Genomic DNA, 13,754 nt, shown 5'->3' with positions numbered 1-13,754 from the left:
AAATTGGCGGCATGAAAACCAACCCGGATACACCTTAGATCAGCCGCTGAGCTGTCCGAAAAACCGGGACCACTTCATTTAGGGCAGAGGAACAAAACATGATCTGCATGTAGTTGCACTGTCCACATTAGGTGTGTGCTCGGCCAGTATGGCGCAGGTCAGTAGTGCAAAAGTTGAACTTGATGGCGACTATGCGGCGGGCTGGCATACGCGAACCAGTATGCGTTGTCTCCATCCGCATGACCTCACTACCAACAGGGTCAAAGTCGATTGATACCTGACCAACCTATTTGGTTGTCTGGAAACACTCTCTATTTTCCCACTTTCTTGGAACTCTGAGTAAAGTGGGACAGTCTTCCCACCTAAGTATCTGATTTTATTTTATAATTTTTGAATAATGGTGCCCGGGGGCGGAATCGAACCACCGACACGAGGATTTTCAATCCACTGCTCTACCCCTGAGCTACCCGGGCACGGGTTGAACGGCTTGCGTTCGGGTTTCGGCGTTCTATGTCAGGGCGGGCGGGCTGTCCAGAGGGATTGTGGAAAAAATTTCAGTGCAGCCTGGGGGTTGCGCGCGCCATCTCTTCGGCAGCTTTTTCAGTATCTTCCGGGTCGGTTGCCGGCACGGCATAATCGCCCTTCAACCACCGTCCCAGGTCAATGTCGGCGCAGCGTTTGCAGCAAAATGGGCGATAGCGCGCGACGGCCTCCTTATTACAGATGGGACAGCTCATTTCAGAACGTCCTTCAGGGCAGGGCGTGCGTTCTTGCGTTGCAGTTCATAGTGACCCAGAGGTGTCCAGCCAACCAGCGTCGTGTCGATCGTATCGCGCCTGAAACTGGCGCGCAGCGCAGTCTCCACCGCGCGACGTTCCTTTTTGGGCATCGGCGCCAGGTCAAGCACGATTTGCCCTCCCAGGCCACGCACGCGCAGGGCACGAGGCAGCAGGCGGGCCGCGGCCATATTCGCCTTGAAACCGGCGGCCGGCGAAGTGTCGGAACCGGTGTTGATATCCACGGCCACCAGGGCCCGTGTGGGCTCCACGAACATGGTCGCGCCCGCACCAAGCGGGACACGCGCCCCGCGCGCCTCTTCCAGCGCGTCCAGAACACCGTGAGAGTCAAAGCTGCCCGAAGTCGTCACGACTTCGGCGGGATCAGACCAGTCGCGCCAGGCGGCGACATGGGGGCCATCGCCGTCAAGCAACGTTTCCGGGCCGTCGCCGGTGTTGTTCTGTACCTTTTCGGCCTGGGACAGCATGGTGGCGATGTCTTCCGCGATGTCCCCGGCGTCCGCGCCTTCACAGACCGACCGCAGGATCAGGCCCATGTTTCCCTCGACACCAGCGTCATGCGCGATCTCCAGCAGGCGGTCGCGTTCGGCTTCGTCGCGTATGGACCGGCTGATATTCAGACCTGGGGCCTCCGGGGTGACGATGGCAAAGCGGCTCTTGAACAACAGCTTCTGAGTCACCGGAATGGCCTTGCCCGGCTCGGCATAGCCCGTGACCTGCACCAGAATGGCCTGCCCAGGGGCGAGTCCCTTGACCTGACGCAGGAAGGCAGCGCCGCCGGGCGCACGCAGGAACATTCCGCCCTGGCCCTTGACCGGGCGATCGGCAATGGCGCGATACACCGTGCCGGGGCGGGGCGCGTCGCCGTCAATCAGCAGATCGTCCAACTGCCCGTCAACCATCAGGGCTGCGGCCTCGCGCCCGTCGATATGGTCAAGAATAATCTGGCGGCCCTTCATGTGCGTTCCTTGTAAAGCGGATAGCCCGCGGCTTGCAAAAGCGCGGCGGTTTCGGCCACGGGCAGCCCCATGATGGCGGAAAAGGATCCGCTGATCCACGGGATGAAAGCCCCGGCAGGCCCCTGAATGGCGTACCCGCCTGCCTTGCCCCGCCAGTCGTTGCTGGCCAGATAGGTGTTCAGTTCGTCATCGGACAGGCGTTTCATCCTGACCGCACTGACAACGTCGCGCCGCCAAAGCCGATCGCCCCGGCGAATGGCCACGGCGGTGATCACCTGGTGGCGCCGCCCGGCCAGCGCCAGCAGAAATGCGGCGGCTTCGCCGGCGTCGCGTGGTTTGCCCATGATCCGGCGCCCCAGCGCGACGGTGGTATCGGCACACAACACGATGTCATCGGCATCCGCCTCAACAGCCATGGCCTTTTCATAGGCGATGCGCTGGCAATAAGGGCGCGGCAGCTCGTTTTTCAGAGGGTCTTCATTGATATCGGGCGGACGGATGTCATCCGCCACCACACCAATCTGTGCCAGAAGTTCCCGGCGGCGCGGGCTGCCCGAGCCAAGGATCAGTTTCATCCCAACCTCGATTTCGCCCGCGCGGGGGCGCTTACTTGAAGCGATAGTTGATCCGACCCTTGGTCAGATCATACGGGGTCATTTCAACCTGAACCCGGTCGCCAGCCAGAACACGGATGCGGTTCTTGCGCATCTTGCCTGCCGTATGCGCGATGATCTCATGGCCGTTTTCCAGCTCGACCCGAAACGTCGCATTGGGCAGGAGTTCCTTCACGACACCGGGAAATTCGAGCAGTTCTTCCTTGGCCATGGTCTCTCCTTCACTTGACACCCGCCTGTTGCGCGGGCTGCCCCTAAATGGGACCAAGCGCGCAAGTTTTCAAGGACAATCTCAGCGCCCTCGTTCGATTGTGACCTGCCCGTCACGCGGCCTCTGGCTGGCCCGGTCGCGGCGGTTTCGCGCGCGGCCGTTTCGGCGCGCCCGGGCGATTGCGTCCAGGTCCACGCCGGCATAGGTCCAGCCGGGGGTATTCATCCGCCCCTCGGCCAGAGCACCTGTGCCGGGAAAGCCAAGGTCGGGAGGGCAAATATGCCAGGCAAACCCCCTCCGATCCGGCCAGGATTGGCCGGGGGGGCGCTTTTGATGATGCGCCTCCATGCCCGGATAAGCAGGGAGTTTATTGGGGCTCAAAGAGGATAGCGCAAATGCAGCGTTTCCCACCCCATGTCATCGTAATTCGGTCCATGGTGGGCCTCGGCAAACCGGATGCTGGCATGTCCGCAATTGACTTCCATGATAGCGAACTCTCCATTCGCCATTGGGCAGATGTCCCAACCCAGCCAGGCGATGCCAGGCACTTCCTCGTGCAGTTTTTCGCAGGCCTGTTTCATTGCATTCATACCGGTCAGGGTATTGCCCGAGAACGGTTCGCCGCTGTCTGGGTGGCGCGTGATCGGCGCCCAGTCATAATCCGAACCTTCGGCGAAATACGCGCCGGTTTTCCGGTCGACCGAGACACATGCTTCGGTGGCGGCTTTAAGATAGGTCTCGCCAGCGCGGGCAAACCGCATCCTTACTTCTCGCGTGTCCGCGCCTGTTTGTGTCATGGCCGTCGTAATTCGCAAGGTTGTCGCGGCCCCGGCACAGAAGCGATCAAGGTCAGGATCTTGTCGTAGCATGTGCTGGATCACAAAATCCCGGTCGGTTGGCAGCATGTCGGGGTGAAAACCGTCCTTGGACAGGATCGATACTGCGCGGCTTTGATTGCTGGCCCCAAGTTTCAAAACGGCGCGGTCGCCACGTTCAAAGATAACCGCCTTCAATTGGTCCGGGGGAACCTCCGAGTTGTCGGGGAATGACAAGCGCCCGTTCACGCAACTCAGGATTTCAGGGATCAGGTCGGTGTCAAACACGCGCCGCTGCTTGACCCGCTCCAACCGGGCTTTCCAGGGGCCGACTACGTTCTTGAGCATGTAGGTCCCCACGTAGTTGTCGGGGATACACCCCGGGCGAAACTCCTTTCGCACTGCGGCATAGGTCATCAGCCATCGGGCAAATCGGGTGTTGCCGAATACATCTCCTGCATAATCCGTGATTTCGCTCTGTTGTGCATGAGACAGGGCGCGTGACGGATCGGCCGATACGATGCGGGCGTATTTTTCATACGCCAGATCGTTGGACCACTTATTGTATTTCAGCTTGTTCCACTTCAGATCCAGCCGGTGCTTGAACGCATTGATACCGTATAGTGGCTTAGGAACTGGCGGCATAACAAATCCCATTGATAAATGCCGACAGGGTCCAACGGGCACGATCGCCTGTCAAGTCACCCGTTCACCTGAAAAACCGCCCTTTCAGGCCGGTCGTCCCCACCGTTCGACCAGATGCTTCACAATCTCGTCGCGCGACTTGCGATAGGCGTCCAGCCGGTTTTCCCGGCTTTCACCCTGCCCGGACGGGTCCGAGATGGGCCAGTATTCCATATCGATATGATAGAACCGGGTCAGCGATTCCGCCTCGGCGCGGCTGGCGGGCGTCAGCGCCACCACCAGGTCGAACGAACTCAGCTGGTCGCCGCGTTTCTCCATCTCGGCAAAGCTGCGCGACCGGTGGCGCGACAGTTCCACGCCGATCTCTTCGCACACGGCAATCGCGAACCCGTCGATTTCCAGATCGTTTCGGATACCGGCCGACTGGACATACACGTCGATGCCGTAAAGCTTCTTCATGATACCTTCGGCCATGGGCGAGCGCACGGCGTTATGGTCACAGCAGAACAGAACCGATTGGGGAAGATCCTCGGCCACGCGGGTCAGCTCCCGAAATGCAAAACACAAATCAGCGTGAACAGGCGCCGGGACGTATCGTTGTCGATCACTGCCTTGCCTTCCAGACGTTCCTGCAAGACGCGGGCGCCTTCGTTGTGGATCCCGCGCCGGGCCATGTCGATGGTTTCGATCTGGCTGGGCGGCTGGGTCTTCACAGCGTCGTAATAGCTTTCGCAGATCGCCCAGTAGTCCTTGACCACCTGCCGGAACGGCGACAGGCTCAGGTGAAACTCGGCGGCTTTTTCACCATTTTCGGTATTGATGTCGAACACCAGCCGCTTGTCACGGATCGAAAGCCCCACAGCATAGGGGCCGTCCGGTGCAACCCGGTCGTCCCGCCGGGGCAGATCGAACGTATTGGTTTCCAGCAAATCGAACATGGCCACCTTGCGCTCCTGCTCGATTTCCGGTGTGGGCGGCGGCAGGTTGCGGTCGTCGATTTCGATCTGGCTGATATGGGACATGGGGCCAACTCTTGCTTGGGCGTCGCGCATGAGTAGCGCAGACAGACGGCTTGGGCAATGCGGCTGGCTGCGCGGGTTCCGCTGCATTGTGGCGCAGCCGCGCAACGTCACTTTCCATGCGCGCTGTTCACTCTTCACGCTGCAGTGCTATCAAGGGGCGAACAGCGCCAAGGAGACATCATGCCCCAAACCATGACTGCCGTGGAAATCACCAGACCCGGCGCGCCGGACGTTCTGCAATTGACCACACGCACCGTGCCCCAGCCCGGCCCGGGCGAGGTGCTGCTCAAGATCGCCTATGCCGGTGTCAACCGCCCCGACGCCCTTCAGCGCGCCGGAATGTATGCACCGCCTCCCAATGCCTCGGACCTGCCCGGGCTGGAAGCGTCGGGCACGATCGTCGCGGTCGGCGCGGGCGTCAGCGACTGGGCCGAAGGCGATGACGTTTGCGCATTGCTGCCGGGCGGCGGCTATTCCGAATACGCCCTGACCCCGGCGGCGCATTGCCTGCCAATCCCCGGGGGCATGGGGCTGAAAGAGGCCGCCTGCCTGCCCGAAACCTTTTTCACCGTCTGGTCCAACGTGTTCCAGCGAGGCGGGCTGAAAGCCGGAGAGCGGTTCCTGGTGCATGGCGGATCCTCCGGCATCGGCACAACCGCGATCCAGCTGGCCCGCGTGATGGGCGCGCGTGTGTTTGCAACTGCCGGATCCGACGAAAAGTGCCGCGCCTGCCTGGATCTGGGGGCCGAGCGCGCGATCAATTACCGGGCCGAAGATTTCGTAGACGTGTTGCGTGCCGAAGGCGGGGCACATCTGATCCTGGACATGGTGGGTGGCGATTATATTCCGCGCAATATCAAGGCGCTGGCGGATGATGGCCGTCTGGTGCAGATCGCGTTTTTGCAGGGGCCGAAAGTGGAGCTGAATTTCGCCCAGTTGATGACACGGCGCCTCACGATCACCGGATCCACCCTGCGCCCGCAAAGTGATCTGGCCAAGGCCCGCATTGCCGAAAGCCTGCGGGAACAGGTTTGGCCGCTTCTGGACGCGGGCCGTATCGCGCCGGTCATGGATAGCGAATTTGCCCTGGCCGAAGCCGCCGCCGCCCATGCCCGCATGGAAAGCAGCGGGCATATCGGAAAGATCGTTCTGAAAGTGACCGCCTAAAGCGTTCCGCTAACACCTGACCCGCTGGATTATGGCGGCGCGCGCGAAACGCCAACAACTTGCGCGGCGCCCCGCCTTGTCCCGGCCTCGGGAATACAGCGGGACGGGTTAGCGGCTCAGCTCGTGCACATAGCGTTGCTTGGCGATTTCTTCGTTCTTGCGAAACTTCTGGTGCGCCGAAAGCGCCTGTTCGACATAGTCCAGATGCCGCGTCACCGCCGCCCGCGCGCCGTCGGCATCGCGGGCTTGCAGCGCATCGTTGATGGCGCGATGCTGTGCCAGCAAGTCCGAGCGCGTGGTACGTTGCTTGAACATGATGGAGCGGTTGTAGAACACGCCCTCGCGCAAAAGCTGATACATCGAGCGCATCATGTGCAGCATGATCACATTGTGGCTGGCCTCTATGATGGCCAGGTGGAAATCCGCGTCCAGCCGGGCCTCGTCGGCCGGATTGCGCTTGGGATGGGCGGCTTCCATCTTGTTGAACACGGTCTGAATCACCTGCAAGTCGGTGTCCGAGGCATAGGTGGCGGCGCGCTCTGCCGCCAGCCCCTCCATGTCTCGCCGGAACGAGATATAGTCGAATACAGCCTCGTCATGGGCCGCGAATAACTGAACCAGGGCGGTGGAAAACGCGCTGCCCAACACGTCGGCCACAAAGATTCCGGCCCCGGCTTTCGAGGTCAGCAGGCCCTTGTCCTGCAACGTCGAAATCGCCTCGCGCAGCGACGGGCGCGAAACGCCCAGACGTTCGCTCAACTCCCGTTCAGAGGGCAGCCGTTCGCCAGGGCGCAGAATGCCGCGCAGGATCAGCAATTCGATCTGATTGACGACCGACGTGGATAGCTTTTCGGACTGGACCTTTTGAAAGGGCATGGCACTTCTCACGCAATTGGTCAGGATATTTGACCACGTTGTCACGGGAAGGGCAAGAACCGCAACGCAGGCCTGTGTCATGTCGCCCAGGCAAAGCGCCGCCGCGACGGGCGCAGGGCAGGGGTGTCATATCCCACAGCCGGCTTAAGACATGATTAACCTCACCTTGGCAGATTAGGTGCATGGGACGGGTTTTGCTTTTCATGGGCCTCTTTCTGGCAGCCTGCAACGCGCCTTCGCCGTATTTTCGCGGGGCCGGGGTGACGCGCGTTTCGCTTGACGGCAGCACCTTTGACATCCGCCAGCGCGGGCGATTGGCCGAGGCGGTGCGCGTGAACGCGGAATACGCGCCACGGCTGGGGCCAATCGGGCAGCGGGCCGAACTGGCGATGGAGGCCGTGACAGGATGCGACGTTGTCGAAATCCGCGGCGACGCGGCTCAGGTTCTGGGGATCATGGATTGCGGGGATGGGTCCGGACGGGTGCCGCTGGCCAGCTATGCGCCGCTTTATGTGGATTGCGATGTGGTTGATATCTGGGTGCCAAGCGGCAACGCCACCGGATATATCGAAGCAGAATGCTGAGGCTTGCAAGCCGCCTGACCGGCGGGTTCAGCCGATGTCGCGGGTCATGAAGATCGAACTGTCATTGGCTTCATAGTCGCCAAATGGCGGACATTCGACAAAGCCATGCGCCCGGTACAGGCTATGCGCCTGTTCCAGCTTGTCCCCGGTTTCGAGTTTGAGCGTGGTCAGCCCCTGCGCCCGCGCCTCTGCCTCGATCCGGTGCATCAGCTTGTGCGCGATCCCCTTGCCGCGCGCGGCGCCGTCCACGAACATCGATTTGATCTCGCCATAGCTGCCCTTGTTGGCCAGCGCCGCGCAGCCCAGTGTCTTGTCTCCCTCGCGGGCCACGAAAAACCGGATCTCCGGGGCGCAAAGCTCGTCAATCGACAGAAAATGGTTCTCGTCCGATGCAAACAGCGAACGCATCAAGGCATGGCTGGCCTGCAAGAGCGCGGTCGCCTGCCGGTCGCGCGGATTGCCCGGAACAACGCGGATCGTGGTCATCGTGTCTGTCACGGTCGTGCCCTCCCCAGGATTGGTTGAGGTGCTTGTGTCGCACCGCGCCGCGCTTTAGTCCAGTGTTATCCAACCCGGAGGGCGGCGGATGGCCGATATCGTCTATGTCTGCGACACCTGTGCGGCGCCAGCCGAGGCCCCGAAGGGGGCGGCGTTTGCAGGCGCCTTGCGGGCTGCTGAACCGAAGGGTGTCGAAATCCGCACCGTCAGTTGTCTGAACATGTGCAACGCCCCCCTCGCGCTGGCACTGAGGGCGCCGGGCAAGGTGGCCTATCTGTTCTCGGGGGTGCAGCCCGACACCGATGTCACGGATACCCTGGCGCTGATCCGGCTGTATCGCGCGGCGCCGGATGGTGTGATCACCGATGCCCGGCCCGCCGGGCGGCTGCGGTTCTGCCTGGCGGGCCGGATTCCTGCGATCTGAAGCGTCAGTTTTCCCCGCGCGCCAGGAAATAGGCGCAGAGATACCCCAATACGGTCCAGCCGACAGCCGCAATGCCCAGGCTGGCCGTTGCGAATGCGGCCGAAAGCTCGGGCGGGCCAACGCCGAAATAGGTTGCCAGATGCGGTGCCCCCAGAAATTGCGGCGCCAGGATCAGCACCAGCCCCAGCGCATGCAGCGCAAGCCCGCGGCCAAATGCAATAAGGGATAACCCCGCCGCCGTGGCCAGAACCGTACCGATCCACCAGATCTGGCGGCTGGCCATTTCGGCAGCCGGGGTGCCCGGCAACTCCGGTGGCAGGCCCACCGCGGGCGCAAGCTGAACCGCGATGAAACCACCCAGGCCCCAGATCAGGCCATTGGCCGGGGTGATCTGCGTCCCGGTGCGCTCACGGGCAAAGCCCATTGCCGCAACCAATAACAGGCCATAGCCGGTAAATGTGACGATGTTGAACGCCATGGTCACAATATGGCGGCCCCAATCGTCGCCCAGCGGCGGTGCCCCCTTGTCGGACTGGGTCATCCCGTCGACAAGGAAATGCACCCTCGCCCCGGTTTCATACAATTCACCCTCCAGCAAAAGCGGGATGACAAACACGAGCTGAAGCAGGGCTGAAATCAGCCCTGCCATCAGGCCAGCGAACACGGCGCTGGACAGCAAATTTTTTGTCATTGTCGCGACAGGCGCCTGCTCAGTGGCAGGGGAACGCCATGGCGTGACGCACATCATGCGCGGCGTCGTGCACAACGGTGGCCTGTGCCATGCCCGAAACGGTCAGCAGCGCAATTCCCACAGTCATGGCCAGAAGAAAGGCAAGCCCGTGTGTGCGTGTGGTCGCGAAAGTGGTGGTTCTGGTCGTCATGGTCCTGGTCTCCTTTCCCGTCACACCCGACGGGCGATTGGGGTTGCGTGGCGCACGGCAGGTCTCCTGGCTCGTGGGTCAACGCGGTGCATTCCCTTCCCGGGGCGAACCCCAGTGGTATTGAACGCGCGCTCGCCACTTACAGTCGCGGGGGCGGCTGTGGCACGGGCCCGGGCGGGCCTTTCCACATTCCCATTTCATCCCCGGGCGCACATCATGCGCCCACGGAAACCGTACATTTCCTGTTTGGACCGCGCGGGTCGGGTCGGTCAAGGCTGATTCCGACATGTTCGTGACGCTAAGCGGCCCTTGCGACAACATGTTGCCAGCCGGGCCGCTTCAATATCTTGTGGATAACTGGCGCCTGCCCGCCATATTCAGTGGTTTGACGTTGACTCGCAGGGTGCGTGCTTTGCAATGTTGCAGGACTTGCGGAATCAGAAGACAGGGCTCCATTTGCGTTTTTCGAAACTCAAACTGAATGGCTTCAAGAGCTTCGTCGACCCGACAGACCTGATCATCGCCGATGGTCTTACCGGGGTTGTCGGGCCGAATGGCTGTGGCAAGTCCAACCTGTTGGAGGCGCTGCGCTGGGTCATGGGCGAAAACCGCCCCACCGCGATGCGCGGCGGCGGCATGGAGGACGTTATCTTTGCCGGCGCGGCGACGCGGCCGGCGCGCAACTTTGCCGAAGTATCGCTGCATATCGACAATTCCGAACGGTTGGCCCCGGCCGGGTTCAATGAAGACGACGCGCTGGATATCGTGCGCCGGATTACCCGCGATGTCGGGAGTGCCTACAAGGTCAACACCCGTGATGTGCGCGCCCGTGACGTGCAGATGCTGTTTGCCGATGCCTCGACCGGCGCGCATTCCCCGGCGCTGGTGCGGCAGGGGCAGATTTCCGAGCTGATCAACTCGAAACCCAAGGCCCGCCGCCGCATTCTCGAAGAGGCGGCAGGGATTTCCGGCCTGTATCAGCGCCGTCACGAGGCCGAGCTGAAGCTGAAGGGCGCCGAAACCAACCTGGCCCGCGTTGACGACGTGATCGAACAATTGGCCAGCCAGCTGGCGCAACTGGCGCGTCAGGCCCGGCAGGCAGCGCGCTATCGCGCTATCGGAGAAGAGCTGCGCCAGTCCGAGGGGCTGTTGCTGTATCGCCGCTGGCGCGAGGCGGACGAGACGCGCGCCAGGGCCGAAGAGGAACTGCGCGACCGCACAACAGCCGCCGCGCAGGCCGAAACCGAGGCCCGCGCCGCCGCCAGAGCACGTACCACGCGCGACGAGGCCCTCCCGCCCCTGCGCGAGGAAGAGGCTATCGCGGCCGCGATCCTGCAACGGCTTCAGGTGCAGCGCGATACGCTGAACGATCAGGAGGCCCATGCGCTTCAGATCATCGAAACGCTCAAAAACCGTATCGTGCAGCTAAGCCACGACATGGAGCGCGAGGCCGGGCTGAACCGCGACGCGGGCGAAACCATCGAACGGCTGGAGTGGGAACAGCGCGAACTGGCCAGGGCGGGCGAAGGCCATGGCGAACGGCTGGAGGCCGCCGCCGACGAGGCCCGCGAGGCGGCCAGCGTGCTGCAAGAACGCGAATCCGAATTGTCGCAACTGACCGAGGATGTGGCGCGGCTGGCGGCACGGCATCAATCGGTGCAGCGCCTGCTGGAAGACAGCCGCAAGACACAGGCCAAAAGCGAGGCCGAAGCCACCAGGGCGCGCGATGCCGTGGCCCAATCGCGCGACGCGCTGGCGCGTGCGCGCGCCGATCTGGAACAGGCCCGCGCCGCAGAGGAAGAGGCCATAAAGGGCGCGCAGGCTGCCGAGGAAAAGCTTGTCGCAACCGAGGAAGAGCGCGCCGAAACCCAATCGCGCGAGGCCGATGCCCGCGCCGAACGGTCCGAGGCCGAAGGCGAGTTGAACGCACTCAGGGCGGAAACCACCGCGCTGGCCAGGCTGGTGGAACGTGATACCGCCGAGGGTGGTCAGATCCTTGACCGGTTGCAGGTGCAGCAGGGGTTTGAAAAGGCGCTGGGCGCGGCCATGGCGGATGATCTGCGTGCGCCCGAGGTGGACGAAGATGGCCCGTCGGGCTGGTTCGTTTTGCCGTCCTATGATGAGGATCAGCCGCTGCCGGACGGGGTGACATCGCTGGTACAGCACGTGTCGGTGCCCGCGGTTCTGGAACGGCGCATGAGTCAGATCGGGCTGGTGTCGGGAGAAGACGCGCCCCGCCTGCAACCAATGCTGAAACCGGGCCAGCGTCTGGTGTCGCTGGAGGGTGACTTGTGGCGCTGGGATGGCTATCGCGCCTGGGCCGAGGACGCGCCAAGCGCCGCCGCGCTGCGTCTGCAACAGCTGAACCGCCTGGAAGACCTGAAACAGACCATGGCGCGGGCCACGGCGCGGGCCGATGGTGCGGTGCAGGCGCACGAGACCTTGCAGATGCGTCTGCGCAGCCTGGCCGAGACAGATCGCGCGGCCCGCGATGCGCGGCGCGAGGCGGATCGCGCCGCCGCTGATGCCAACCGCGCGGTAAGCCGGGCCGAAGCCGAGCGGAACCTGTCCGAAGGGCGGCTGGAATCCCTGGGGCTGGCGGTGACACGGCACGAGGAAGAGGCACTGGCGGCGCGTGCGCAGGTGCAGGAAGCCGAACGCGCCATGGCCGGGCTGGGCGATCTTGATGCGGCTCGTGGCGAGGTGGAAGACATCAAGATGACGGTCGAGGCCGCGCGCATCATGATGATGTCGCGCCGTTCGGCCCATGATGAGCTGCGCCGCGAGGCCGAGGCGCGACTGAAACGCAGCCAGGAAGTCACCAAGGAGATCAGCGGCTGGCGGCACCGGCTGGAAACGGCGGAAAAGCGCATGGCCGAACTGGCCGAGCGCAAGGCCTCGTCAGAAGAGGAACTGGCCGAAGCCGGGAGCGCACCCGAGGAGATCGCCGCCAAGCGCGCGGAACTGACCGACGCGATCGAGGCCGCCGGGGAACGGCGCCGTGTTGCCGCGGATGCCCTGGCCGAAGCGGAAGGCGCGCTGCGCCAGGCCGAACATGCCGAGCGGGACGCCGAGCGGGCCGCCAGCGAAGCGCGCGAGGCCCGCGCACGCTCGGAAGCGCGGGCGGATGCGGCGCGCGAAACCGTGGCCTATGCGGCCGAGCGGATCATGGAAGAGCAGGAGGTGAACCCGGCCGACCTGTTGGAACGGCTGGATGTCGATCCCGACAGGATGCCGGATTCACATGCTATCGAGGCGGATGTAAACCGTCTGAAACGCCAGCGCGACAGCCTGGGCGCCGTGAACCTGCGTGCCGAGGAAGACGCCAGGGGTGTCCAGGAAGAACATGATACTCTGGTGGGTGAAAAGGCCGATCTGGAAGAGGCGATCCGCACCTTGCGGGGCGGCATTGCCAGCCTCAACCGGGAAGGCCGCGAGCGGCTGTTGACGGCGTTCGAGCAAGTGAACTCGAACTTCACGATGTTGTTCCGGCACCTGTTTGGCGGCGGCGAGGCCAATCTGGTGCTGGTCGAAAGCGACGATCCTCTGGAGGCCGGGCTGGAGATCATGTGTCAGCCGCCGGGCAAGAAGCTGTCCATTCTGTCGCTGTTGTCCGGGGGCGAGCAGACGCTGACCGCGCTGGCGCTGATCTTTGCGGTGTTCCTGGCCAATCCGGCGCCGATCTGTGTGCTGGACGAGGTGGATGCGCCGCTGGACGACGCAAATGTCACCCGGTTTTGCGATCTGCTGGATGAGATGTGCCGACGCACAAACACGCGGTTTCTGATCATCACCCACCATGCGGTGACGATGGCGCGGATGGATCGGCTGTTCGGGGTGACGATGGCGGAGCAGGGTGTTTCGCAGCTGGTGTCGGTGGATCTCAAGGCTGCGGAAACGCTTGTGGCCTGAGGCAGAGGGGGCGCTGCCCCCGTCGCGGCAGGCCGCGACTCCCCCGGAGTATTTTGGGCAAAATGAAGAGTGCCACGGTCACTCTAATGTGACGCGGGCGTGTGGTCTTGCTGCGTTAGGGTTTCGGCAGGAGGGCATCGCATGGGACGTATGTGGGTAATGGCGATACTTCTGGCCGCGCCGGTGGCGGCGCAGGAGTGGAATTCGCGTGATGAGGACAGAGCATTTGATGCTGCGGCCTTGCACGCGCGTCTGGCCGGGCAGACGCTGGTTGAAGTGGTCCCGGAAATCCGGACAGTTAGCTAAGGTGTATCCCGAACTTTTTGGAGGGATACGAGATGGCGAAACG

General features: G+C 62.9%; 16 protein-coding genes, 1 tRNA gene and 1 riboswitch. Of the genes, 5 read left to right on the top strand and 12 right to left on the bottom strand.

All coding sequences use genetic code 11. The features are described from left to right. Positions 1–398: 398 nt before the first annotated feature. The 8 genes from I3253_RS20050 to I3253_RS20015 form a co-directional block, all read right to left on the bottom strand. Positions 399–473 (bottom strand) — tRNA-Phe (locus I3253_RS20050). An 81-nt stretch (positions 474–554) separates the two neighbouring features. After that, complete coding sequence (locus tag I3253_RS20045) at positions 555–737, bottom strand: DNA gyrase inhibitor YacG (RefSeq protein WP_197919563.1); 183 nt, start codon at positions 735–737, stop codon at positions 555–557. Next, the gene (locus I3253_RS20040) at positions 734–1,756 is read right to left on the bottom strand and encodes a ribonuclease E/G (protein WP_197919562.1); all 1,023 of its coding nucleotides are present in this window, start codon (positions 1,754–1,756) and stop codon (positions 734–736) included. The genes I3253_RS20045 and I3253_RS20040 overlap by 4 nt, the downstream gene beginning before the upstream one ends. Continuing rightward, the gene (locus I3253_RS20035; protein WP_197919561.1) at positions 1,753–2,331 is read right to left on the bottom strand and encodes a Maf family protein; all 579 of its coding nucleotides are present in this window, start codon (positions 2,329–2,331) and stop codon (positions 1,753–1,755) included. Before I3253_RS20035 ends, I3253_RS20040 begins: the two co-directional genes overlap by 4 nt. A 31-nt stretch (positions 2,332–2,362) precedes the next feature. Further along, on the bottom strand, positions 2,363–2,581 hold the full coding sequence (infA, locus tag I3253_RS20030; RefSeq protein WP_021097168.1) for a translation initiation factor IF-1: 219 nt from the start codon (positions 2,579–2,581) through the stop codon (positions 2,363–2,365). 377 nt (positions 2,582–2,958) lie between these two features. Next, the gene (locus I3253_RS20025; RefSeq protein WP_197919560.1) at positions 2,959–4,041 is read right to left on the bottom strand and encodes a sugar-transfer associated ATP-grasp domain-containing protein; all 1,083 of its coding nucleotides are present in this window, start codon (positions 4,039–4,041) and stop codon (positions 2,959–2,961) included. Positions 4,042–4,125: 84 nt separating this feature from the next. Continuing rightward, positions 4,126–4,578, bottom strand: a complete 453-nt coding sequence (locus I3253_RS20020; RefSeq protein WP_197919559.1) for an arsenate-mycothiol transferase ArsC — start codon at positions 4,576–4,578, stop codon at positions 4,126–4,128. 5 nt (positions 4,579–4,583) lie between these two features. Next, positions 4,584–5,063, bottom strand: a complete 480-nt coding sequence (locus I3253_RS20015) for a UPF0262 family protein (protein WP_197919558.1) — start codon at positions 5,061–5,063, stop codon at positions 4,584–4,586. A 180-nt stretch (positions 5,064–5,243) separates the two neighbouring features. Here I3253_RS20015 and I3253_RS20010 point away from each other — a divergent pair, with 180 nt between their 5' ends. Then, positions 5,244–6,230, top strand: coding sequence for an NAD(P)H-quinone oxidoreductase (locus I3253_RS20010; RefSeq protein WP_197919557.1), 987 nt, complete (start codon positions 5,244–5,246; stop codon positions 6,228–6,230). Positions 6,231–6,338: 108 nt separating this feature from the next. On the opposite strand, the gene I3253_RS20005 is transcribed toward I3253_RS20010, so the two are convergent. After that, positions 6,339–7,106, bottom strand: coding sequence for a FadR/GntR family transcriptional regulator (locus I3253_RS20005; RefSeq protein ID WP_197919556.1), 768 nt, complete (start codon positions 7,104–7,106; stop codon positions 6,339–6,341). A gap of 182 nt (positions 7,107–7,288) precedes the next feature. On the opposite strand from I3253_RS20005, the gene I3253_RS20000 reads away from it, so the two are divergent. After that, positions 7,289–7,690: a hypothetical protein gene (locus I3253_RS20000; RefSeq protein ID WP_197919555.1), complete on the top strand. Its 402-nt coding sequence runs from the start codon at positions 7,289–7,291 to the stop codon at positions 7,688–7,690. A 27-nt stretch (positions 7,691–7,717) separates the two neighbouring features. On the opposite strand, the gene I3253_RS19995 is transcribed toward I3253_RS20000, so the two are convergent. Next, positions 7,718–8,188, bottom strand: coding sequence for a GNAT family N-acetyltransferase (locus tag I3253_RS19995; RefSeq protein ID WP_332255735.1), 471 nt, complete (start codon positions 8,186–8,188; stop codon positions 7,718–7,720). Between the two features lie 88 nt (positions 8,189–8,276). Here I3253_RS19995 and I3253_RS19990 point away from each other — a divergent pair, with 88 nt between their 5' ends. Beyond that, positions 8,277–8,612 carry a DUF1636 family protein gene (locus I3253_RS19990; protein WP_197919554.1) on the top strand — a complete coding sequence of 112 codons (336 nt, stop codon included), beginning with the start codon at positions 8,277–8,279 and terminating at the stop codon, positions 8,610–8,612. A 4-nt stretch (positions 8,613–8,616) separates the two neighbouring features. Here I3253_RS19990 and I3253_RS19985 read toward each other — a convergent pair whose 3' ends face one another. Both I3253_RS19985 and I3253_RS19980 read right to left on the bottom strand, forming a co-directional pair. After that, entirely contained in the window at positions 8,617–9,303 is a 687-nt protein-coding gene (locus I3253_RS19985; protein WP_197919553.1) for a CbtA family protein, read from the bottom strand. 19 nt (positions 9,304–9,322) lie between these two features. Next, a complete protein-coding gene (locus I3253_RS19980) occupies positions 9,323–9,493 on the bottom strand; it encodes a CbtB domain-containing protein (protein ID WP_197919552.1) in 171 nt (56 codons plus the stop codon). 39 nt (positions 9,494–9,532) lie between these two features. Beyond that, a riboswitch (cobalamin riboswitch) is annotated at positions 9,533–9,744 on the bottom strand. A 205-nt stretch (positions 9,745–9,949) separates the two neighbouring features. On the opposite strand from I3253_RS19980, the gene smc reads away from it, so the two are divergent. Together smc and I3253_RS19970 are read left to right on the top strand one after the other, a co-directional pair. Then, positions 9,950–13,405: a chromosome segregation protein SMC gene (smc, locus tag I3253_RS19975; protein ID WP_197919551.1), complete on the top strand. Its 3,456-nt coding sequence runs from the start codon at positions 9,950–9,952 to the stop codon at positions 13,403–13,405. A gap of 141 nt (positions 13,406–13,546) precedes the next feature. Then, a complete protein-coding gene (locus tag I3253_RS19970) occupies positions 13,547–13,711 on the top strand; it encodes a hypothetical protein (protein ID WP_197919550.1) in 165 nt (54 codons plus the stop codon). The last annotated feature ends 43 nt before the right edge of the window (positions 13,712–13,754 follow it).

Source organism: Thiosulfatihalobacter marinus, assembly GCF_016019955.1.
GTDB lineage: Bacteria > Pseudomonadota > Alphaproteobacteria > Rhodobacterales > Rhodobacteraceae > Shimia > Shimia marinus_A.
The sequence above is the reverse complement of the archived record's forward strand: the minus strand, read 5'-3'. Positions and strand labels throughout refer to the sequence as shown.